Origin of the sequence: Clostridium perfringens (assembly GCF_016027375.1) — a bacterium.
Lineage (GTDB): Bacteria > Bacillota > Clostridia > Clostridiales > Clostridiaceae > Sarcina > Sarcina perfringens.
The window spans coordinates 3029230-3051877 of the sequence record NZ_CP065681.1; the positions used below are offsets into that span (position 1 = coordinate 3029230).

Below are 22648 nucleotides of genomic sequence, written 5' to 3' on the forward strand. Positions count from 1 at the left end.
TTTTATACTATTCAATTTATTGCTATAAGCTTATATTTTAAACTATGGTTATAGCAGCTTTCGATTTTATTTCTTCAAAATCATTGTTTACTTCTTTTTTATCTAATCTATTGTATGTTGGAACAAATTCTTCTATTTTATCTCTTATATCATCACCTGTTCCAAATCTACTTATATTAATAAGTTCTTCTATATTTGTTTTTATATCCTCAAAATCAAAATCTCCAGGTTTTCCTATAAAAATCTTCTCATGCTTTGTTTCAGTTAATCCTTCTTCATCCATAAGAAGTTCTTCATAAAGCTTTTCTCCAGGTCTTAATCCAACTATTTTGATATCTATATCTTCAAAAGGTTCATATCCTGAAAGCTTTATTAGATTCTTTGCTAAATCATATATTTTAACTGGTTTACCCATATCTAAGACAAATATTTCTCCTCCCTTAGCATAGGCACCTGCTTGAAGAACTAACTGAGCCGCCTCAGGAATAAGCATAAAATATCTTGTTATATACTTATTAGTTAAGGTAATTGGTCCACCTTCTGCTATCTGCTTTTTAAATAAAGGAATTACAGATCCATTACTTCCAAGAACATTTCCAAATCTAACAGCCACAAATTCTGTTTTACTTTTTTTATTTATAGCTTGTATTATCATTTCACACATTCTCTTAGTTGCTCCCATTACATTAGTTGGGTTAACAGCCTTATCTGTAGAAATTAATACAAACTTTTCTACCCCATACTTATCTGCACACTCCGCAGTATTTAAAGTTCCACCAGCATTGTTTTTTATTGCCTCTCCAGGGCTTGTCTCCATTAAAGGAACATGTTTATGAGCCGCTGCATGGAATACTACTTGTGGTTTAAAATTTCTAAAAATAGAATCTAACTTTTCCTTATCCCTCACTGAAGCTATGATTACTTGCTTCTTAAGTTCTGGATGTGTTCTATTTAATTCCATCTCTAAATCATAAGCATTATTTTCATAAATATCTAAAATCATTAATTCCTTTGGATTAAAATTAGCTATTTGTCTACAAAGTTCTGAACCAATAGATCCCCCTCCACCAGTTACTAAAACTCTTTTATTGTTTATGTAATTAGCTATTTCATCCTTGCTAAGCTTAACCTCTTCTCTACCTAAAAGATCTCTTAAGTCAACATCTCTCATTTTAGTTAGGTTAACCTTACCACCTATCATTTCATAAACTCCAGGCATTATTTTAACTTTAACCTTAGTTTCATGGCAGGCTTCTATTATTTTTTTCTTTTCATCAGAAGTTATTGATGCTATAGCTATTAAAATCAAATCAACTTTTTTATTTTCAACAATATTTTTTATATTATTTCTATTTCCTAAAACTTTTACTCCATTTATATAAGTTCCAAGCTTACTTCTATCATCATCTATAACTCCTATAGGCTTAAATCCCGCTCCTGTTTCTCTTTTCATTTCATTAATAACTAACCTACCACAAGAACCTGCTCCAACTATTAAAACATTTTTTTGTGATTCAATCCCCTTTAATGTTCCATAGATTACAAGCCTTCTGTACATTCTAAAGGAAAGTCTAAATCCAATAGTAAGTACCATTGTTAATATTCCTGCTGATAAAGTTACCATCATAGGAATCCTAGGATTTAAGAAAAGCATAATAATAACATTTATTAAACATCCTGCTATGCAAGCTGCAACGCCTTTCATTACTTCATCTAAGCCTGCAAAACTCCAAAGACTTTTATACATTTTAAAAAATGCAAATAGAACAACATATATTATTGCTATAAGAGGCATCCATCTTAAATATAAACTCCATTGCTCTGCTGGTATATCTCCTAACACTGGTCCATTAAAGGCAAATCTAACAAGCATACTAAAAATATAAGCTATATTTATAAGGAGTATATCTATTAGTACTAATAAAATTCCTTTTACTTTACTTATTTTGGACACGTTCCTTAACTCCCCCTTAACCAAATTATTTTCTTAACTAACTACTTTAATTATTTTTATCTATATAAAGTAAACACTTTAACTCTTAAAATATTATTACTTTTTTTCAGTTTTTTTACATCAAAATTGACAACTTACACTCCTTTTTTAGGAGTGTTAAGTTGTTTTATTTTAAATATTAATCTTTCTTATAATAGTGATAGTATTTTCCCCTTTGATTTTCCTCTCCATTAAATACAGTTCCTATTATATTAGCCTTAACTGCTCTTAGTCCCTTTACAGCTTCTATTACAGCATCCTTCTTTGTATATCCATACTTTACAACAAGTATTGTTCCATCAACCTTTGTTGAAAGTATTTTTGAATCTGTTACTGCATTAACTGGATGAGTATCTAATATTATGTAATCATACTTTTCTTCTAATTGAGTTAAAAGATGCTCCATAGCTCTTGAAGCTAACATCTCAGCTGGATTTGGAGGAACTAATCCTGAAGGTAGTACATGAAGTCCTGATTCATGTTTATAAACCACCTTAGAAAATTCAACATTTCCAATTAAAAATTCTGATAATCCTCTAGAATTACTAATTTGAAATTCTTTATGTAAAATTGGTTTTCTTAAATCACAATCTATAAGAATTACTTTTTTTCCATCTTGCGCAAAAGAAAGAGCTAAGTTAGCACTTGTTGTTGACTTTCCTTCTCCAGGCTCAGAGCTAGTAATAACAATAGATTTTACTGGATTATCAAAGGAAGAGTATTGTATGTTTGTTCTTAAGGTTCTATAACTTTCAGCTGCCACTGATTTCGGATTGTTTTCTAATATTAGCATCTACTGTCCCCCTTATTTCTCCATATTATTGTAATCTGGAATAGCTCCTATTATAGGTAAATCTAAAGTTTTTTCCAGTTCTTCTCTTGATTTAAATGTATTATCTAAATATTCCAGTATAAGTACTACTGCTACTCCAACCACAAATCCTAAAACAAAAGCAATAAGTATGTTAAGTTTCTTATTTGGACTTACTGGATGTTCTGGAAGTTGCGGTTTTTGTATAACTTGTACATTTCCATTTGGAATAAGCTCCTTAGATTCTGAAATAAATTCATTTGTTATGGCCTCTGTTACCTTTAAAACTTCCTTAGGATTTCCTCCCTTAAAGCTTAAATCTAATATTTGAGTATCAGCACTTGGATTAGCAGTAAGATTATTTAAAATCCCTTTTATTTCATTCTGATTGTAATTTAAATTAGCATTTTTAACTGCCTTAGTAACTAAGTCTGAAGTCTTCACAAGCTCTGCATAAGTCTTCATAAGTTTTTGATACATCATAATATCATTATTATCATAGTTTGCTGTATTTTGACTTGTTTCTTGCTTACCAATGAAAAGCTTAGTTTTTGCCTCATATTGTGGTTTTATAACAAAAAAACTTAATATTGCTGAAACTAAGGTAGCCGCTATAGTTATTAGTACAATTAGTTTCCATCTCTTCTTTAAAGCGTAAGCAATTTCTTGTAAGCTTATAGTATTTTCTTCCATGAACCCTCCTATTACTCTATTTAGTTTTTTTATTTTAACAAATTAATCTCACCTAACTATAATATACTAAAATCCTTCTTTCATAAAGCCCCCTGTAATTTCTATTTTTTCTTTTTTTCCTATTTTAATGAATTATTTTTCAATAAATATCCTTTACATTTTTAAAAATAATTAAAATAATTCTCAAAAAAATGTTTAAATTTGTATATACTTTATTTGTAAATTAGTTATATTGAAAAATATAGCTTATTTCTTCTTAAAAATAACATTTTTTTCAAAATAAAAAGTTTTCATTCCCAAATAATTCTACTTATTTCTTATAAAATCACATTTTTACAAATAATACATTTGACTTTTTTCAACAAATACTCACATTTATGAACTTTTTGTTAACTTTTTTTTATAACACTTAAAGCATTTTATTATATTTATTTATAAAATAAGTATTATTAATTTAAATCATAGTGCTAAAAGCATTACTTATATACAAGTTTTATTGTTATACAGCCTAAATCCTCTTTTACGGTCTTTGAAAGCTTAACATTTAAATTTCCCCAATTAAACTTTCTGTTTTTCCACTTACTATTTTCTAAGGAAAGTCCTAAATTATTAGAAACCCACTGTTCATATCTCTCAAATTGATATTTTTCTAAGTTATCAATACTTCTAAGATCTATTTCCTTTGGTCTAATTCCCCTAAACTCCACATCAACAAAAAAATCTAACCCCTCTACATTAACAGGTTCTAAAAGTTCAAATTTATTTCTATCCTTAAACTCTGAAACTGTAAACTCATAGTTCTTTTTTAAATATCTCTTAAAAAAATACTTATTAGTTCCCCTTTTAAGATTTTTTTTCCCAATTTTAACTGTTCCTTTACATAAACTCATAATTCCACCTACTATCAATATTATTTTATTGAAAACATCTTGCTTTCTAATAACCTTTCCTTTTAAATACACTTAATCTTATTTTTATTTCATATATTTTATTCCCTATTGAAATATATTTTCATATTATCAAATCATAATATTTAGGTAAATTTAATTCGTTTTACAATTTACAACATGTTTATACTTAAATTTAACTTTTTCATTTTATTTTTTAAATTACACTAGACTTTTTAAATAAAGTTTATATTTAGTTTAAATCTTTAATACTGTAGAAATTTTTTATTTATAAATTATATAAAAAATATTATAACTTCCTTTAAATTCAACCTTTTCATTTAACTATATCTCTAAAACTTTTTTTAAAGCTCTATTGTTATTATTTAAAACCTTATTTAAATCTTATATATATTATTAAAAATCTAATAAAAAATGGCTTGTACCAAAACTCACTATAAAACTTATAAACCTCTTCCTTAAACTAATTAATATAAAACCTTCTATATTATTTTGAAATATAAAAAGTGATATATTATCTCTCTTTAGGAATCTATAAATTTTATTAAGGAGTAACTTTGGTACAAGCCTCTTAATAATTTAATATATATTTTTAATTATTATGGATATTTAGCTTAATCATATTTAATAAGCTTTTCTTAAAAGCTAATTTTATATACTTTAATCAATACGATATACTTCTTCTAAAGTTAAACTTTATACTCTTTAATTGATTCTATAAAGCTCTAATTATAACATAGTATATTTACTCTAAAATTCATCATTTACTTTATCTATATCTTTAATAGTCTCATCTAATTCTTCATTGCTTTCCTCTAATTTTAATCTTCCATAGATAACTTTATTTACTACTAAAGCTATACCTATTCCCATTACTATAAAAGCTATTCTCATAGGTACTGAAACTCCTGGTTGGAATAAAATCATTGCAGCCCCTAAAGAACTCATGGTTATGAATATCATCTTTATTTTATATTCCTTGATGAATGTGTAAATATAACTTAGAATAAGTAAAACTATACTACTAAACTGTTGTGGTACAAGATAAACAAATATTAATACAAATATTGCTGATCCTATTAAAGTACCAAAAAATCTTTCCTTAACCCTAGTCTTAGTATCATCAAAATGTGGTTGAGTTATTGACATTGCAGTAATGCTTATCCACATTGATTTTTGAAAACCAAGTATGCTTCCAAGTAACATAGCTATGGATACAGCCAGTGCCATTCTTAGTGAAAAGTTAAATTGAAGGGTATTTTTATTCATAGTTTTTATCATTTCACTTATATTCATATGATCAGAGTCATCTTTTTTTCTATGACTGAAATAATAAACTAAAGCTATTAATGCTCCTCCAACAAATAATGCTATAAGTCTTCTTGGCAATTCACTCCATGTAATAGGAGTTCCTTCTATAAATACATAACAAAGTATAAAAGGTAAATATGCCTTTGTTTCCATAGCATTAGTAACTAAATATGAAACTACAAATATGCTTATGAAATTTACTACAAATCCTAAAAATGGATTTATTGAAGCTATTTGACTTGAAACTCCCATAAGAACAAAGGATAATACTGTAGTTATAATAGCCTCATTTAATTTCAAACTTAAATGAACATCTACAAACATAAGCATTGCAGTTATGGCGCATACCCCTATAAGACTATTAGCACTTCCAAAGACAGCTCCATATAAAGTAACAAAGATAACTATACCAATTATCAAGATTAAATTACTTATAAGAATCTTAGGTTTTAAATTCTTTTTTATACTTTTTATCATTCTCTCTATTCCTCTTTTCCATCTAGTCATTTCTTCTGTCGAGCATTATACCACATTTATAAATTTTAGTGAAATAAGTTTTTTAGGTAAAAAATTAGAGTTCAAAGCATTTTTTTATTACTTTGAATCCTTCTTTCTTACTTTATTAATATATCTAGTGTCTTTAAAAAACTTTTTTACAACTTACACCAAACTATTATATAAAAATAGATTATTTAGAGGGTTAGAAACAACTCATAATTTAGATAAAAATTCAAATTTTAATTAATAAAAATAAGACCCAAAATATTTTTAGTCCTATTTTTTCACCCATTTATGTTTAAAATTTAACCAGTTTTGCATCTGATATTTAACTTTTTTTATTTAATTTTTATAATTTACTTGTATATATAATGGAATTTGGGAGGGAATAAAAGATGAATAAAAAATTAGTTTCTAAATTATCTATTTTAGCTTTAACTTTAACTGTTTCTACTAGTGCTATAGCACCAACAATTACTTCTGCTAAGACACTTAAGAATTTAAATAGCAGTGCAATTTCAAAAAAAATCATTTCAGATATTTCACTTAAATATAATTTAAATGAATCAGATATGAGAAAAGTTATGGTTTCTGTTGGATTTAATCCTCGTGTAGCTGATTTAATTATTGATATAATAGATTCATTTTTCTTATAAATAAAAACTATGAAAAACATATTTACATTTATCTCATTTATAGCAATAGATTATTTTCTTTCTATTGGATTATTTATATCTTTAAACTTTATATTTTTTAAAATTAATAATATTAAATTCAATGAAGATTATAAAAAATATAATTTTTACTTTTATTTTTTATCAAAGCTTATTCCTGTTTTTTTAATTTCTATATTTATTATTAAAAGTGCTAAATTTAAATTTATTGGATTAATTTATTTATTATTTTCAGCTATTTATAAAATTATAGATTTTATAAAATTTTTAAATTATTTTGATAAAAAAGATTTCAATTAAAATCAATTTGAATGGTAACAAAAGGTGTAACACAATGAAATTAAAAAGTCATTTTGTTACACCTAAAATTTTATATTTTACATGGAACTTTACGAGGAACTTTAGATTGAACAAAACAGGGAACAATGAAAAATTAAAATTAATCAAAGCCCCCTGTAAAAATCCCCTATGAAATTAATTAAATATGTGTAACTCTTTAAACTACTTTTTCTTAAAGCTTATTATGGCTTTGAATAAATCACCATCTACTTCTATATGGAATTTTCCACCTTGAAGTTCAACGAAGCTCTTAACTATTGCAAGACCTAATCCTGAACCCTCTGTGTTACGAGATTTATCTCCTCTTACAAACCTATCTGAAATTTCATTAATATTAAATGTTATTTCATCTGCTGAAATGTTTTTTATGATAACATCAATATTTTCTCTTCCCTCTTTAATATCTATATACACCCTTGAATTAGGAAGAGCGTATTTCACCACATTAATTATTAAATTTTCGAATACTCTGTAAGTTCTTTGTCCATCTAGTGGTAAGATTACTTTTTCCTCTGGCAATGAAAGTCTCATATCTAAACCAACTTCATTTATTTTATCATCTAATTCTAAAACTACTTGTTTCATAAGATATGAAATGTCCACATCCATTATATTTAAATTAATATTTCCAGTAGTAGCTTTACTTACTTCAAATAAATCTTCTATTAAGTGTTTTAACCTTTGTGATTTTCTCTCTAAAGTTTCTAAGTAAGCTTTCCTTTTTTCCTCATCTTCTTCTCCTTTTAATAGATCAACATAAGCAATTATTGATGTTAATGGAGTTTTTAAATCATGAGAAACATTTGATATAAGCTCTGTTTTCATTCTTTGGCTCTTAACTTCTTCTTCAACTGCTGCCTTGAACCCCTTTTGAATATTATTTAATTCATCTCTCATTGGATTAAAGAAGCCACAATCCTCATCATCCTTAGAGTCTAAGTTTCCATTTGATATTTCCTTGGTCTTTTCTAAAATTTTGTTATAGTCCTTTTTCCACTTATCTATATATTTTCTACCAAAGTAGAATAAAATTCCTGAATATATTACTACTCCAAATATTCCAAAGAACCAAACTGAACAAAGGATTGAGACAATGACAAAGTTTATTCCTAAAATTATTAAAAGAACCTTATCACTATTCTTATTTAAATCTATTCCTTTAATATAGTTTATGAATTTTCTTAATATAAAAAATATAACGTCTTTTACTTTATAAACTAATAAATGCTTTCTTATATAATTTTTAAATCCAATATTAAAAATATATTTTACATAGATTACTTCAAAGAATACAAAGCCATATATGATCATCCAATAAAGCACATTAATTATATTAGTAACTATATCTAAATGTGGTAAGCTAGTCATTTTTAGAGCTTCACTTAATCCTCCTTGAAGTGTTGGAATTATTATAAGTCTTCCACTTTCAATTGTGAATGCTAGCATAATTGAAGCTATTATAAAGTTAATCTCAAAAGGAATCTTTAAAAACTTATTAAAACCTAAAACCTCTCTTGTATATTTAAATGGAATAAGTAAGGCAAGTAAACAAGTAACTATTATTCCAATCATGATGAAAGGAGCGCTAGCACTCCCAAGTGCCATAATCTTATGATTCATTTCACTATAATATAAGTTATCTTGATATTCTAAAGTTTTTGGTACTGCATACACATAGGTCATATTTTCTATTGGTTTTGCTTCATACTCATTGTGATATGCAAAATACTGTGAATCCATATCTAATAATAAATTGCTTACCCTTGGGCTGTCCTCCCCATAAATTTTTTCTAAAGAAACCTTGCCTCTATTGTTATACTTAAGTACCATATAAAATCTATAATAATTTTCTAAATCACCATTTTCAATATATGAACCCTTTGCTAAGGCTTCAAGCAACCACTTTTGATCTCCTTTGGTTTCATATACTGTATTCCCCTCTTCATCCATAGCATATACTCTTAAGTTTCCTAAAGAATGTACTTTATTTATAAGTTCTTTAATATGGGAATTTAACTCTCTCTTATCTTCATTTAAGTTATATTCTGGACTCTCTTCACTATTAGATATATTTTCCCTTTTTAAAGTGAATAAATCCTCTATAGGATTTAGTTCTTTATCATTTTCCTCAGCTTTTTTCTCTAAATAATCATAGTAAATTCCATAGTTTGTATTTATTATTTTTTCTCTAAAATTATAATTATCAAGTAAACTATAACTTGTAATATAGTTTGGAGCATTTTTCTTTATTATAGGATATGATAATAATAAACATATAGATATAATTCCTATTAACGTTAAGGTTATTATTGTAAGAATCCAATTTGTTTTATTAGTTCTATTTTCTTTATTAACTTGTAAGTTCTCCTTATTGCTTTTCGATTTTATAGCCAACTCCCCACACCACCTTTAAATATTTTGGATTTTTTGGATCTATCTCTATTTTTTCTCTTATATTTCTTACATGGACCATTACAGTGTCTGTGTTTACTGCATTTTCATTCCATACTCTTTCATATATTTCCTCTGCCGAAAAAACTCTTCCTGGACTTTTAATAAGTAATTGAAGTATCTTAAATTCTATAGGAGTTACTCTTATTATCTCTCCATCTAATATTACTTCTTTTCTATCACTATTAACTTCTAATCCACCTATGGTATAAGAATTTGTTTTCTTCTCATCCTTCTTTACCATGTTTAAGTATTTAGAATATCTTCTTAATTGAGAATTAACCCTTGCAAGAAGCTCTAATGGATTAAATGGTTTTGTCACATAATCATCAGCTCCAATATTAAGTCCTAAAATTTTATCCATATCCTCTGATTTTGCTGATAACATTATTATAGGAAAGTCATAACTTTCTCTAATTTTCATTACCATTGTTGCCCCATCCATTTTAGGCATCATTATGTCAACAACAGCTAGATGAATCTCTTCTTTTTCAACTATTTCTAATCCTTCTAAACCATTACTTCCTTTAAATACATTGTACCCTTGATTTTTTAGATATATTTCAATAGCCTCTGCTATTTCCTTTTCGTCTTCAACAACTAAAATATTATACTTTTCCATCTCTTTATTACTCCCTTTTTTATTACTATATTTTTATTAGATGCATATAAATATCTAGCTTAACTTTATCTGTGTGCTTTTTAAATTTTAATCTTAATTTAATTAGTATTGATTTTAACACTTTGATAAGCACTACATAATTTCATAAATTTAAACTAGAATTTTTCTTTAACATTATAATTTATCCAATAATTTCAATATAATAATATCATAGAAAGCTTTTTCACTGTTAGAAACATAGCCTTTCCTTAACTATTTCCTTATATTCTTTAAAGTTTGTTAATACATCATTATCTATATTTCCAAAAACATCTGCTGAAAACTGTATTTTTGTAAAAGGAAGTGGTATGCCATAGTTATCATTTTTATTTTTAAATTTTAACTTCTTTGAATGTTCAACCTTTATTCCTACAAAAGGTTTATTTGAATATTGGGCCAAGGAAAATGCTATTTTCTTTGGCTCGTGTAATGGACCTACTGGACCATCTAAAGCTAAAGCCACTAAGGAATCTTCCTTGCTTTTTTCTCTTAATTCCTTAATAAATTCTTTCTTATGAACATCATCTGGCATCTTAAGAGCATTGGCTCCATAAGAATTAAGAATATATTCTATATACTCCCCTCTAGAGTCATCCGCAATCACTACATTTACATCTAAGTCTTGATTTTTTTTAACTTTATAATATCTATTTAATTTTTTTAATAGAAGATTCATAGAATAACTATTTTCCTGCCAAAACCCTAAAATACAATTATCTATAATCTCATCATCTATCTCATAAAAATTTTCAAAACTTACTGTACTTGTCTTTAGTACAAAGTTTAAATATCCATTGTAAACGCGCTTAACTACTGCCTTCAATTTAATTATCCCCCTAGCCTTTATTCTATTTATAGATTTTCAAAAACACCTCCAATTTCTATCCTAAAAATTTTAATAATTCCTCTCCCAAGAAATATCCTGATGATATTAAAACTGTATTCCATATAAAAATGCCTAAAGTTGCATAAACACTATACTTAAGAAAATTTAATTTCAAAACTCCTGCTGGTATTGATATTACTGTCCTAGCCATTGGAATTAGTTTGCTTATTAAAATTCCTGTATAACCCTTTTCTCTTAAATAATCAATTTTGCTATTTACAAAGCTTTCGTGACTTGGAAATTTATTTAGATATTTTTTAAGAATTAATTCTCCTCCAAATCTTCCTATGCAATAAAGTATCCAACTTCCTATTAGACCTGCTATTACAGATACCAAAAGTGCTGTTATAAGACTCATTTCACTTTTAGAAACTAAAACTCCAACTGCGGGCATTATTATTCCTGCAGGAAGCCCCGGTAAATTCATATATTCTAAAAGAATAATCACAAATAAAAATAAAAGCCCGTACTCTGAAAAATAGTTTGTTATAGTTCCAAAATCCATACCCCTTACCTTTCAATTTTAAAATTTTATTTAATCTATATTTTTATTAATTTTTGATTTTAACTTCCCCTCCTAATCTAACTTAATTTTCAAGGGAATTTCTATTATCTAAATTGTTAATTGCTTTCTTCTCATTTGCTACACTCTTATAATAAACTTTAAAAATAAAGAAACTCCTCAGATAAATCTAAAGATTTTCTAAAGAGTTTCTTAATATTTTTTGATTTTAGTTAGTAATCTTAAAAGGACTTATTTTTAACTTCTAAAATTTTAGGTAAACTGATTTTTATATACTTTTTTATTCTTAATAAATCTCCCTTAGTTCTTCCTCTATTTTATTGAAAATTACATTTAATAAATTTTTATCTACATTAATGTGTTTTGATGAAATTCCCCAATTTGAGTAATTTATAAATAATATAAGACATCTTATCTTGCTTAAAATTATGCTCTGTTTATACACTAAATCTTTAAGCTCTAAATTTTCAGCAATTAATTTATTTTCCATTAACTTACACTCAATAAGGTTACAATCTAATAGAAGTTTAATTGTATTTTCATTATATTTCTCTTCATATAATATGCTTTTTAACTCATAAAGAAGTTTACTTGTTAATTCTAAATACCTTTCCTTTAAATCATATATAGAATTTTTTATGCTCTGTGGGAAAATAATCTTGTTAATTCCTAAAGCTATTACTATTCCTATTATTACAAATAAAAATCTATAAAAGGCTAAGTATCCAACTGTACTTCTAGATAATCCAAAGCTTAGAGTCATAAGTGCTGTGCATACAACCTTTTTCTCATAATCCTTTTGGACAAAGTAAAGAAACATTAATATTAATAGAAGTAATTCTAAAGGAATAATATGCGGGAAAAATGTAAATATAGAAATGTAAATTATCACTCCTATTATTGTCCCTTTGAATCTTTTTATTGCTTTTGTTAAGGTTTCTTCTTCATAGGGCTGTATAACCACATAAACGCTGGTAACAATCCATCTTCCCTGAGGTATTTTAAATAAATCTACTATAAACATTATTAGAGAAACTGCTATTGCTAGTTTTAAAGAATAAGCTACCCTTAAATGTTTCATTTTTAAAGAACTATTTCCTATTAGTAGCTCCTTAAGATTAAATTTTACTTTAATTCTCTTCCTTGATTTCTTCCTATTATATTCATATAAATTATTTATATTTTTCTCTAAAAGTCTTATAAGTTCAGTGCATTCCCCTAAAAAAGCATATTCTTTCTCAGTCCAATTATTTATGGTAGAATCCTTATTTAAATCATCCTTCTCCTCATTAATACAATCCACTTTTCTTTCTAAAAATAAAGTTATGTTTTCTAAATCATGATTTAAACTATTTAAATAGTCTATTACGTCTTTAGATTTATTATTAATTTTGCCAACTTTATTGATTATTGAATTTATTCTTTCTAATATAAGTACAATATTAAAATAAATATCATCCTTATGATTTTCTATAAATTTATTATTATTTCTTCCTTCAATCAAAATTAATAATTTTCTTAATTCGCTATCTATATAGATATTTTCCTTTTCCCTATAGCTTTCATTTATTATATGACAGATTTCCTTCTGAATATTTCTTATAGATCTTATGATTATATTATTTGAATTCTTTTTGAAATTTCTTCTATTAAATAATATGTGAATTCCAATAATAATGAAAACACCTACCCTCATAGCCACTAACCTTCTTGGCAATTCATCCAAACTAATAGGATATTCCCACATATACACATATAATAATAGAAAGATATAGGAAATAACATTTTTAAATTCCGTTGTATATATAAATGATACTGTAAAAAGTATTAAAAAGTTTATTATTAATCCAACAAATGGATTTATGGCGGATATATAGGCACTTATGGCCAAAAATAAATTTAATATGAGAAATATCATAGACTTATAAATTGGATATGAAGTTAAATCTAATCTTAGAAAAGCATAGGACGCCATTGCTATTATTAATCCTATAATAGTGTTTTCCACTCCAAATATTGTTTTGTATAATCCCATTAATACTACAGATAAAACTGCAAATATTAAAGGTAGTTTAAATATTTTTATATTCATTTGTTTAATTGTCATTGTAATTTTCACTCTTCTTATCTTTAATTAATAAAATTTATAATAATAAGTATTATAAAGTCTAGTATAATACTAGAGTAAAGTCTTTTTTAGAAAGTGAGCGATTATTTTAATGAATAAATATTTTTCAATTGGTGAAGTTTCAAAAATTACTGGTTTGTCCATAGATAGACTAAGAAACTATGACAAAATAGGATTATTAAAACCTTCTTATATTGATCCTAATAGTGGATATAGATATTATTCAGAAAATAAATTTAGAAAATTAAGGATTATAAAATATCTTAGAAAAATTGGTACTCCCTTAAAAGAAATTGATTTAATACTAAATAAAAATATAGATTCTCAGGAATTTGTGAAATTTCTTGAACTTAAAATAAGGGATATTGAAAAGGAAATTGAAAGTTTAAATATGATAAAAGAAGATATAAGTGAAATTAAGCATACCTTTGAATGTAACTTTAAACTAAGCAACATAAATTATATTCATAAAAAGTATATTAATGAAAGATATGTAGTAAAGAAAAGCCTAAATAGAAATATAAATTTTGTTGTTTCCCATAGAGAGCAAGTATTTTCAAAGTTTAAATCAGAGATAAATACTTTAGAACCTCCTCGTTCTCTAGAAAAAGGGCTATATTTACATAGCTTAGAAGACCTAGAAAATAATAATACAGAGGTTTATATGCTTCTAAAAGATTATGAAAATATACATAATTTCATTATACCTAGTGGTAACTATTTATGCCTTTCATATAAAGAAAATGAACGTGATAAAGCTATTTTTAAATTAAAATCCTATATTGAAGAAAATAATATTAAAGTTAAAGGTCCAATTTTAAATTTAGTCCTAACAACACTTCCAAAAGAAGAATTCCAATTTCAAATTTTAATTTAAAAGAGAATTTAAAATGTAGAAGATATACTAAGCTCGTAAAATACTTTCTTTTCATACAAACTTTTATATAAGATTTACAAACTTCGCTATGAGATTTTAAAACTTCTATATAATATTTGCAAATTTCTCTAAAATTTAATAACTAAAAAAATAGGGAGTTTTGTTTTTACACAAAACTCCCTTAATTAAATTTAACTTTAATTATTTTTTTTAACTAAATCTACTATAGCTCTATCTACATCATCTCTTGTATCTTGAACTAATTTTACAGTTAATTTTTCTTTTTGTCTAACTATTCTTCCAGCTTTTTCTATGGCAGCATTTAATACTTTTAATGAATCTCTTGTGTAAACAGTAATTTTCTCAGATAATCTTTCACCATAAGCTATATCTTTTAATAAAAATCTATATTCTTCACTTTTTAGAATCTCTTCTATTTCTTCTTCTCTAGATTTCTTCTCTTTAACTACTTCTTTAGCTTTAACTGGCTCCTCTTTCTTAATCTCTTTATTTTCCTTCACTTCTGGAACTATTACTTCAACCTTAGCTGGTTGTTCTTTAACTTCTTCTTTTTTCTCAGTATTAGACTCTTTCTTAGCTTCCACCTTAGCTTTTGATTTAACTGGCTTCTTAACATCACTTAGCTTAACTAAATCTACTATAGCTCTTTCTAAATCATCTCTTGTATCTTGAACTAACTTCATAGTTAAATTATCTTTATCTTGGAATACTTTTTTAGCTTTTGCTAATTCAGTTCTTAAAATCTTTAATGAGTCTTTTGTGTATACATCATTTCTATCAACTAATCTTTCACCGTAAGATATACTCATTCTTAAGAACTTATACTCTTCACTTTTTAAAAGCTCATCCATTTCTTTAGCCTTAGGATCTTGAACTTCCTCTTTCTTAGCCTCTACTTTTTCTTCTACCTTAACAGGCTCTTCTTTAACTTCTACTTTTTCTTCTGAAGCTTCAACAGGTTTAACTTCTTCTTTTTTCTCAGTATTAGACTCTTTCTTCACTTCCACCTTAGCTTTTGATTTAACTGGCTTCTTAACATCACTTAACTTAACTAAATCTACTATAGCTCTTTCTAAATCATCTCTTGTATCTTGAACTAACTTCATAGTTAAATTATCTTTATCTTGGAATACTTTTTTAGCTTTTGCTAATTCAGTTCTTAAAATCTTTAATGAGTCTTTTGTGTATACATCATTTCTATCAACTAATCTTTCACCGTAAGATATACTCATTCTTAAGAATTTATACTCTTCACTTTTTAAAAGTTCATCCATTTCTTTAGCCTTAGAATCTTGAACTTCCTCTTGCTTAGGTTCTTGTTTTTCCTCTACTTTAGCTTCTTCAACTTTAACCTCTTTATTCATTTCAGGCTTAGATTCTACCTCAGTATTAACCTCAGGCTTTATTTCTTCTGAAATTCCCTCTTTTTTAGCTTCTGGATTCACATTTAAATTTTCTTTAGAAATCATCTCAGTTTTTTCTTCAGATTTAATCTCTGGTCTTACTTGAAGATTAGTTTCTGGATTTTTCTCTGATTTTACTGCTTGTACAATTTCAGAAGTTACTACTTGGTTTGTTTCAGCCTTTGTAACTGAATTCATTTCAGTTTTAACTTCATTCTTTGCCTCTTTTTTAACTTCTGATTTCACTTCAACCTTATTATTAGATTTTGTTTCTTTGTTTATTGCTGGTTTTACTTCTGAAGTCATATTAGCTTTAGCTTCTTCTCTTTGCTTTTGTGCTACTTTAGCCTTAGCCCCTGAAACAACCTCTTTTTTAGCTTCTTTTTTAACTGAAGATTTTTTCTCTTTCTTATATTCAGATTTAACTTCTGATTTTTTGTTTGCTATAGTCTTTGAACTATTCTCTTTCATAGTTCCTTCATTTAAGAACATGCCATAAACATATCCTTTTTGTCCGTTTAACTCAATCTTATACCAAGAACCTTGTTTTCCAAGTATGTTAACCTTAGTATTATTAAGTAATCTATTTATTATTTCAGCACCTATTCTAGGCTCTTTTCTTAAATTTAATACTGTTGAAACATTAGTAACATGTCCCTCTATATTTTTCTCAATTAATTTATCATTAACAGCAGATTCTACTAAAGTGAATTCATTAGCATCTACATACCCTCTTAAGCCACTTTGAGTAATTACTTCTACTGTTTTTCCATTCATATTTAATATTTGTAACATAGTAAATGGATTTGCATAGCCTAAAATTTCTCCATTAACTTTTTTCACTGAAATTTTATTATTAGCTACAGCTTTTTGCTCTGATAAATTTACATTGTAATTATATCCTTTAGTCTCTTTGACCTCATCAGCTTTCGCTGTCATTCCATATGATACTGAACTTGTTACTATCGCTGCTGATAGTATAAAAATACTTAATTTTTTTCTTTTCATCTTTTAATTTAACTCCTTAAATATAAATTTATAATTAGTTCATTAAATATTTTTATAATTAGTTCATCTATATTTATGCTCTTTAGAGAGGTCCTACAATTCATTACCTTACTAAAAATTATATAGAAATATAAATTTCAAATAATTTTTTAGTACAAAAATTTTATATTTAGTTAAATGAATTGCTCTGGTAGATTAGATTATCTCATAATAGAAAATGATTTTCAAATATTTTTTAATAAAAAAATAAAGAATTATTAATATAAATCTTATTATTTAAATAAATTTAATAATTTTAACAAAAAAATCACATGTAACTTTTAGTTACATGTGATTTCATATAATTCAATAGGCAAATCATCTGGATCACTAAAGAAAGTAAATTTACGTCCTGTAAATTCATCTATTCTTATTTCTTCCACTTTAATACCTTTTTCCTTAAGCTCTCTAACCTGCTTCTCAATATTTTCAACCTCAAAGGCAAGATGTCTAAGTCCACAGGCCTCTGGATAGCTTGGTCTTTTAGGCGGATTTTTGAATGAAAATAATTCTATTTGTGAATCCCCTATTTCCAAATCAAGCTTATAGGAATCCCTTTCCTCTCTATAAACTTCTCTTATAATTTTTAAACCTAATAAGTTTACATAAAAATCTTTTGATTTTTTATAATCTGAAGCAATAATTGCCACATGATGTATCTTCTTTAAATTCATTTATTTTCCCCCTAAATTCCATGAATAATTAAACTATTTTTTCATAATACCCTAACAAATTCTTCTCCAAGCTAAAATCTAAAATAAGGCTAATTTAACTTAGAATCACAATATTAATGAGTTCCGTGAACTATTTTAAAGCCTTCTTTTTCTAAAATTCTCTCATGTTTTTTTAAATCATCACATTTAGATTCTATGCAGTGAGATATATGTATTGTTTCTACGCCATTCTTTTTTAATTGCTTTACTTTATGTGTCCAATTTTCTCCTTCAACTAGGGTATCTTTGCAACCAGCGCAATAAAAGAAACTAGCTAAATCTTCTTTATTTTCTCCATAAATACTAAAAGCAGCTGTTGAATTATTATATGCCTTAAAGCATCCTGATGCAGCACATTTTCCTATTACTTTTCTGCATGCCATTATTGCTATACTCATTAAAACCATTCCTTCCATCTATTTATACAAAAGAAATTATATCATAAATTATATATAAAGACTTAAAAAAGCAACAAAGCCTAAGCCTTGTTGCCCATATATTATGAAATTTAAAGTGGTCAATGTAATTATATTTATTTTAAATTAAATATATCTGATTTTTTAAAACTCTTTTTTATTTCCTAATAACTACATTGCTTTTTTGAATATAGCTATTACTTCTTCTAAGTTTCCTTTTCTTGGATTTGTTAATGAACAAGCATCATTTAAAGCATTAGTAGCTAAAGTTTCAAAATCACTTTCTTTTACTCCTAATACTCCAAGTCCCTCTGGAATTCCTATAGTTTGTGATAATGATTTTATCATATCTATGCAAAGATCTGCTCCTTGCTCATCAGTTAATCCTTCTATGTTTCCACCCATTATTTTAGCAATTTTAGCTAATCTTGAAGCACTTGTAGCTTTGTTATATTCTTGAACATGAGGTAATAATATTGCATTACATACTCCATGAGGTAAGTTGTAGAATCCACCTAATTGGTGAGCCATAGCGTGAACATATCCTAAGCTAGCATTATTAAATGCCATTCCTGCTAAGTATTCAGCATAAGCCATCATATCTCTAGCTTCCACATCTTGTCCATTTTCAACAGCATTCACTAAATAATTACTTATAAGTTCTATAGCTTTCTCTGCACAAGCATCTGTTATTGGTGTGGCAGAAGTTGAAACATAAGCCTCTATAGCGTGTGTTAAGGCATCCATACCAGTAGCCGCTGTTAATGATTTTGGCATAGCAAGCATTAACATAGGGTCATTAACCGCTATTATTGGTGTTAAATGCTTGTCTACTAAAGCCATTTTTATATGTCTTTCTTCATCAGTTATAATAGCGAATAAAGTCATCTCACTACCAGTACCAGCAGTTGTATTTATACCTACCATTGGTAATTGAGGTTTCTTAGATTTATCTACTCCCTCATAATCTTTTATTTCTCCACCATTAGTAGCTAATAAAGCTATTCCTTTAGCACAGTCATGAGCTGAGCCTCCACCTAATGAAATAACAAAATCACATTCTTTTTCTTTTAATAATGCTAAACCATCATTAACATTTTTAACTGTTGGGTTTGGTTTAGTTTCATCATATATTGCATATTCTATATTCTTATTATCTAAAACATCTGTTACTTTTTTAACTATTCCTATTTGTCCTAAAACTTTATCTGTTACTATTAAAGCTTTTTTAAATCCTAATTCTCCAACTTGATCACCAGCGTCTTTTAAGCAATCTGCTCCCATTAAACTTATAGCTGGCATAAAAAATTTATAACTCATATATTTCTCCTCCAAGTCTTTCTCTAAAGTATATTCTCAATATTTTCTTTCACTTTATAATTTAATTTTAATTTATCGTTAAAAATTTAACTAATCCATTTTTTTAAAAAATATCTCATTTTTAAATCGACAGAAATTGACAATACTATAATAAGCTTTTATATTATTTATTATGAGGTGAGAATTTTATGGATAGATTTGATAGACAACTTGAATTGGCAGATGGTATAGAAACTGAATATTTAAGAATTCTATATTACACCTTTGAGAAGAATTACAAAGATACATATAAGTCTTATGAATATAAAAGACTATGCACTATAGTTGATGGAGAAAAAAATGTAAGAATTAATAATGGTGAGAATATCATATATGATTCATCTAAATATATGCTTCTTCCACCAAACTCAAGTGTGGAAATGAAAATTGAAAAACCTACTAAAGCCTTAGTTTTAGAATTAAATGAAGATTTAATAAATACAGTTTCAGAAAAACTATCTTATGAATTAGATGTAGATTTAAATAAATCTATATTAGAAAAACCATTTTTTAATGAAAATAATGAATTAATAGAATTGACTACTAAAAGAATTGTAGAGACTGCTACTAAAGATACAAATAATAAAGAATTTTTACTTGATTTATATGCACAAGAAATAACTTATAGCCTATTAAATACTAAGGGAGCTAAAGATATTATTTCTAGTGATTTTAATAATCCAATAAATCGTTCTATTCAGATAATGAAAGGAAATCTTAAAAATAATATAACAGTTTCAGAAATTGCTTATGACCTAAATATGTCTCTTCCAAGCTTTTCTTCAAAGTTTAAAAAAGCTATGGGAATGACTCCTAATGATTACCTTACAAGCTTAAAACTTAATGAGGCTGCAAGACTTCTTAAGTTTTCATCAGTTACAGAGGTGGCTTATGATTTAGGATATGAAAATATTTCTCACTTTATAAAATTATTTAAAAAGAAGTTTGGGTTAACACCTAAGCAATATTCCTTAAAGTATTCTGGAGAAGTCATACAAATTCAGTAGAAAATAAAGGGCTTTATAAAAATATAAAAACAAAACTCACAAACCTATTCTTAGAATTACTAATACTCTTTTCATAATGTTTGTAAGTTTCTATAAAATTATTTTTATATCTGCCCTTATTTTTATAGAATCATAACTAAAGTTTAATTACCTCTACTTTATAGCCATCTGGATCTGTTACAAAATAATATGTTGCAGCTCCATCTGAAAGACCTTTCATAGGTGTAACCTCATATCCTAAAGAAATATGTCTTTCTCTTTCAGCTTCTATATCTTCTACCCCGACAGCTATATGACTAAAGCCATTCCCTAAATCATATGGCTTTTCTTGATCATAGTTATAAGTTAATTCTACTTCATATCCATCTTCTTTATCTGAAAGATACACTAAAGAAAATTTATATTCTGGATAATCCATTCTTCTTGTTTCAATAAGTCCTAAAGCTTCCTTATAAAACTTTAAAGATTTATCTAAATCTTTTACCCTTATGCATGTGTGTAACATTTTGCTTGCCATTTCATAACCTCCATATTTCAAATAATACTTTTTGTTTTTTATTATATATTATCATATGTATATTTACATATCTCTATATAATTTCAAATAACACTATATTCTTATAAAACAAGTATTATAATTCTTTTCTTATAAATTTATTTAAGGAAAACTTGTAAAAAACAATTAATATAAATATTGATATTACTGCTAATATAAGTACCACAAGAGGTAATGAATTTAAAATATTTGAAACATCATAATTTATATTTTTCATAAATTTTTCTACTAAAGCAAGACCGATTATTAATATAAATAATGGAACGCTTCTTAAATAAGATACTACACTGCTCTCTGGGTATATAATTGCCATACTAAATGTTATTGATGCATATATATAGAAAATTATAAATGTTAAAAGTAAATTAAATGGATTTACAATGATTTTTTCTCCTAACATAAAACTTACACCCATACCTACTAATATATTTGGTAAAGAAAATATTAAAAAAATTAATATAGGTAATATAAAAGATGTGCCTACTACACTTCTTGCATCAATTGGCAGTGATCTTAATAATTTATTTGTCATTGCTCCTTTATTAGTATTTTTTGCAATTATAAAATTAACACTAATCATTGAAGCTAACAAGGTAAAATAAATGAAAACACTATTTATTAAAAAATCATATCTATCTTTCGGTAAGTCTATAAAAAAAGGAGAATATCCAAAAGTCATTGTAAGGATATAAAATATAAATATTACTCTTATATTTTTTAAGTCTTTAATAATTAAATTTTTCATATTAACTCACCTCACTTTTTTTATAAATATTTAGAGACACTATTAATGATATTATTAGAGCCAGTATTCCAAATGCTAAACCATAAACTCCATTAGTAATATTAAATAATACTTGTAAATTTTCATTTTCAAGAGAATTAAATAATATTGAACTAATCATCATTATTAAAATAGTAAATATTATATTAACCACTCTATAAAATTTATGACTTATAATCATATATACTGGTAAAGTCAGTGATACATAAAATAGTTGAACTATTATATTTGGAAGAATTGCTCTTAATGTTAATGTAAAATCACTTCCTGAAATTACTCCTAAAATAGTACAGAATAAATATAAAAATAAATTAACTACTATAATATAAATTAATGTTGATAGATATTTGCTATAAATATAATTTGATTTTTTATTTGGTAAAGAATTTAAGTAAATATTAAATTTACTTTTTCTTTCAACTTCAATTGGTATTATCGTCAGATAAAATACAATAAAAGTTCCCATAGTATATAAATAATTCATTCCTTGAGTTAACGCAAAAGTAATGCCTAAAAAAAGAAACACAATAATTGAACTCTTGATATATTTCTTTTGTATAAAAAAATCTAACTTAAGTAATTCTTTCAT

The 22648-nt window shown here is 26.1% G+C and carries 20 protein-coding genes; 3 read left to right on the plus strand and 17 right to left on the minus strand.

Going from position 1 to position 22648, the window contains the following annotated elements:
* Positions 1-37: 37 nt before the first annotated feature.
* The 5 genes from I6G60_RS14055 to I6G60_RS14075 form a co-directional block, all read right to left on the minus strand.
* Complete coding sequence (locus I6G60_RS14055) at positions 38-1954, minus strand: polysaccharide biosynthesis protein (RefSeq protein WP_197925471.1); 1917 nt, start codon at positions 1952-1954, stop codon at positions 38-40.
* Between the two features lie 178 nt (positions 1955-2132).
* A complete protein-coding gene (locus I6G60_RS14060) occupies positions 2133-2786 on the minus strand; it encodes a CpsD/CapB family tyrosine-protein kinase (RefSeq protein ID WP_197925473.1) in 654 nt (217 codons plus the stop codon).
* 12 nt (positions 2787-2798) lie between these two features.
* The gene (locus I6G60_RS14065) at positions 2799-3497 is read right to left on the minus strand and encodes a YveK family protein (protein ID WP_197925475.1); all 699 of its coding nucleotides are present in this window, start codon (positions 3495-3497) and stop codon (positions 2799-2801) included.
* A gap of 476 nt (positions 3498-3973) precedes the next feature.
* The gene (locus tag I6G60_RS14070) at positions 3974-4387 is read right to left on the minus strand and encodes a hypothetical protein (protein WP_197925477.1); all 414 of its coding nucleotides are present in this window, start codon (positions 4385-4387) and stop codon (positions 3974-3976) included.
* Between the two features lie 768 nt (positions 4388-5155).
* Positions 5156-6193 (minus strand): FUSC family protein, encoded by a 1038-nt coding sequence (locus I6G60_RS14075; protein WP_164788898.1) that lies wholly within the window; start codon positions 6191-6193, stop codon positions 5156-5158.
* Positions 6194-6609: 416 nt separating this feature from the next.
* On the opposite strand from I6G60_RS14075, the gene I6G60_RS14080 reads away from it, so the two are divergent.
* Entirely contained in the window at positions 6610-6870 is a 261-nt protein-coding gene (locus I6G60_RS14080; RefSeq protein WP_197925479.1) for a hypothetical protein, read from the plus strand.
* A 519-nt stretch (positions 6871-7389) separates the two neighbouring features.
* Here the strand turns inward: I6G60_RS14080 and I6G60_RS14085 are convergent.
* The 5 genes from I6G60_RS14085 to I6G60_RS14105 all read right to left on the minus strand — a co-directional run bounded on the left by I6G60_RS14085 (position 7390) and on the right by I6G60_RS14105 (position 13855).
* Positions 7390-9621 carry a sensor histidine kinase gene (locus I6G60_RS14085; RefSeq protein ID WP_197925481.1) on the minus strand — a complete coding sequence of 744 codons (2232 nt, stop codon included), beginning with the start codon at positions 9619-9621 and terminating at the stop codon, positions 7390-7392.
* The gene (locus tag I6G60_RS14090) at positions 9596-10300 is read right to left on the minus strand and encodes a response regulator transcription factor (RefSeq protein WP_197925483.1); all 705 of its coding nucleotides are present in this window, start codon (positions 10298-10300) and stop codon (positions 9596-9598) included. Before I6G60_RS14090 ends, I6G60_RS14085 begins: the two co-directional genes overlap by 26 nt.
* A gap of 229 nt (positions 10301-10529) precedes the next feature.
* A complete protein-coding gene (locus I6G60_RS14095; RefSeq protein ID WP_197925484.1) occupies positions 10530-11162 on the minus strand; it encodes a lysophospholipid acyltransferase family protein in 633 nt (210 codons plus the stop codon).
* A 58-nt stretch (positions 11163-11220) separates the two neighbouring features.
* A complete protein-coding gene (locus tag I6G60_RS14100; protein ID WP_003455400.1) occupies positions 11221-11730 on the minus strand; it encodes a DedA family protein in 510 nt (169 codons plus the stop codon).
* A 304-nt stretch (positions 11731-12034) separates the two neighbouring features.
* Positions 12035-13855, minus strand: coding sequence for an FUSC family protein (locus I6G60_RS14105; RefSeq protein WP_197925486.1), 1821 nt, complete (start codon positions 13853-13855; stop codon positions 12035-12037).
* 112 nt (positions 13856-13967) lie between these two features.
* Between I6G60_RS14105 and I6G60_RS14110 the strand changes: the two genes are divergently transcribed.
* Complete coding sequence (locus I6G60_RS14110) at positions 13968-14753, plus strand: MerR family transcriptional regulator (RefSeq protein ID WP_003455350.1); 786 nt, start codon at positions 13968-13970, stop codon at positions 14751-14753.
* 197 nt (positions 14754-14950) lie between these two features.
* On the opposite strand, the gene I6G60_RS14115 is transcribed toward I6G60_RS14110, so the two are convergent.
* From I6G60_RS14115 to yiaY, 4 genes are all read right to left on the minus strand, one after another.
* Complete coding sequence (locus I6G60_RS14115) at positions 14951-17185, minus strand: SH3 domain-containing protein (RefSeq protein ID WP_011590198.1); 2235 nt, start codon at positions 17183-17185, stop codon at positions 14951-14953.
* 320 nt (positions 17186-17505) lie between these two features.
* On the minus strand, positions 17506-17898 hold the full coding sequence (gloA2, locus tag I6G60_RS14120; protein WP_003455372.1) for an SMU1112c/YaeR family gloxylase I-like metalloprotein: 393 nt from the start codon (positions 17896-17898) through the stop codon (positions 17506-17508).
* 113 nt (positions 17899-18011) lie between these two features.
* A complete protein-coding gene (locus I6G60_RS14125) occupies positions 18012-18335 on the minus strand; it encodes a CGGC domain-containing protein (RefSeq protein WP_003455301.1) in 324 nt (107 codons plus the stop codon).
* A gap of 189 nt (positions 18336-18524) precedes the next feature.
* Positions 18525-19673: an L-threonine dehydrogenase gene (gene yiaY, locus I6G60_RS14130; protein ID WP_003455491.1), complete on the minus strand. Its 1149-nt coding sequence runs from the start codon at positions 19671-19673 to the stop codon at positions 18525-18527.
* A gap of 188 nt (positions 19674-19861) precedes the next feature.
* Between yiaY and I6G60_RS14135 the strand changes: the two genes are divergently transcribed.
* Positions 19862-20719, plus strand: a complete 858-nt coding sequence (locus I6G60_RS14135; protein WP_003450023.1) for an AraC family transcriptional regulator — start codon at positions 19862-19864, stop codon at positions 20717-20719.
* A 136-nt stretch (positions 20720-20855) separates the two neighbouring features.
* Here the strand turns inward: I6G60_RS14135 and gloA are convergent, their stop codons facing one another.
* From gloA to I6G60_RS14150, 3 genes are all read right to left on the minus strand, one after another.
* Entirely contained in the window at positions 20856-21236 is a 381-nt protein-coding gene (gene gloA / locus I6G60_RS14140) for a lactoylglutathione lyase (RefSeq protein WP_003455401.1), read from the minus strand.
* 115 nt (positions 21237-21351) lie between these two features.
* The gene (locus I6G60_RS14145) at positions 21352-22020 is read right to left on the minus strand and encodes an ABC-2 transporter permease (protein WP_003455536.1); all 669 of its coding nucleotides are present in this window, start codon (positions 22018-22020) and stop codon (positions 21352-21354) included.
* 1 nt (position 22021) lies between these two features.
* A complete protein-coding gene (locus I6G60_RS14150; protein ID WP_003455605.1) occupies positions 22022-22648 on the minus strand; it encodes an ABC-2 transporter permease in 627 nt (208 codons plus the stop codon).

Coding starts and splice junctions, on each gene's coding strand:
- I6G60_RS14060 (WP_197925473.1), bottom strand. CDS start 2,786: ATGCTAATATTAGAAAACAATCCGAAATCAGTGGCAGCTGAAAGTTAT.
- I6G60_RS14065 (WP_197925475.1), bottom strand. CDS start 3,497: ATGGAAGAAAATACTATAAGCTTACAAGAAATTGCTTACGCTTTAAAG.
- I6G60_RS14070 (WP_197925477.1), bottom strand. CDS start 4,387: ATGAGTTTATGTAAAGGAACAGTTAAAATTGGGAAAAAAAATCTTAAA.
- I6G60_RS14075 (WP_164788898.1), bottom strand. CDS start 6,193: ATGATAAAAAGTATAAAAAAGAATTTAAAACCTAAGATTCTTATAAGT.
- I6G60_RS14080 (WP_197925479.1), top strand. CDS start 6,610: ATGAATAAAAAATTAGTTTCTAAATTATCTATTTTAGCTTTAACTTTA.
- I6G60_RS14090 (WP_197925483.1), bottom strand. CDS start 10,300: ATGGAAAAGTATAATATTTTAGTTGTTGAAGACGAAAAGGAAATAGCA.
- I6G60_RS14100 (WP_003455400.1), bottom strand. CDS start 11,730: ATGGATTTTGGAACTATAACAAACTATTTTTCAGAGTACGGGCTTTTA.
- I6G60_RS14105 (WP_197925486.1), bottom strand. CDS start 13,855: ATGACAATTAAACAAATGAATATAAAAATATTTAAACTACCTTTAATA.
- I6G60_RS14110 (WP_003455350.1), top strand. CDS start 13,968: ATGAATAAATATTTTTCAATTGGTGAAGTTTCAAAAATTACTGGTTTG.
- I6G60_RS14115 (WP_011590198.1), bottom strand. CDS start 17,185: ATGAAAAGAAAAAAATTAAGTATTTTTATACTATCAGCAGCGATAGTA.
- gloA2 (WP_003455372.1), bottom strand. CDS start 17,898: ATGAATTTAAAGAAGATACATCATGTGGCAATTATTGCTTCAGATTAT.
- I6G60_RS14125 (WP_003455301.1), bottom strand. CDS start 18,335: ATGAGTATAGCAATAATGGCATGCAGAAAAGTAATAGGAAAATGTGCT.
- yiaY (WP_003455491.1), bottom strand. CDS start 19,673: ATGAGTTATAAATTTTTTATGCCAGCTATAAGTTTAATGGGAGCAGAT.
- I6G60_RS14135 (WP_003450023.1), top strand. CDS start 19,862: ATGGATAGATTTGATAGACAACTTGAATTGGCAGATGGTATAGAAACT.
- gloA (WP_003455401.1), bottom strand. CDS start 21,236: ATGGCAAGCAAAATGTTACACACATGCATAAGGGTAAAAGATTTAGAT.
- I6G60_RS14145 (WP_003455536.1), bottom strand. CDS start 22,020: ATGAAAAATTTAATTATTAAAGACTTAAAAAATATAAGAGTAATATTT.
- I6G60_RS14150 (WP_003455605.1), bottom strand. CDS start 22,648: ATGAAAGAATTACTTAAGTTAGATTTTTTTATACAAAAGAAATATATC.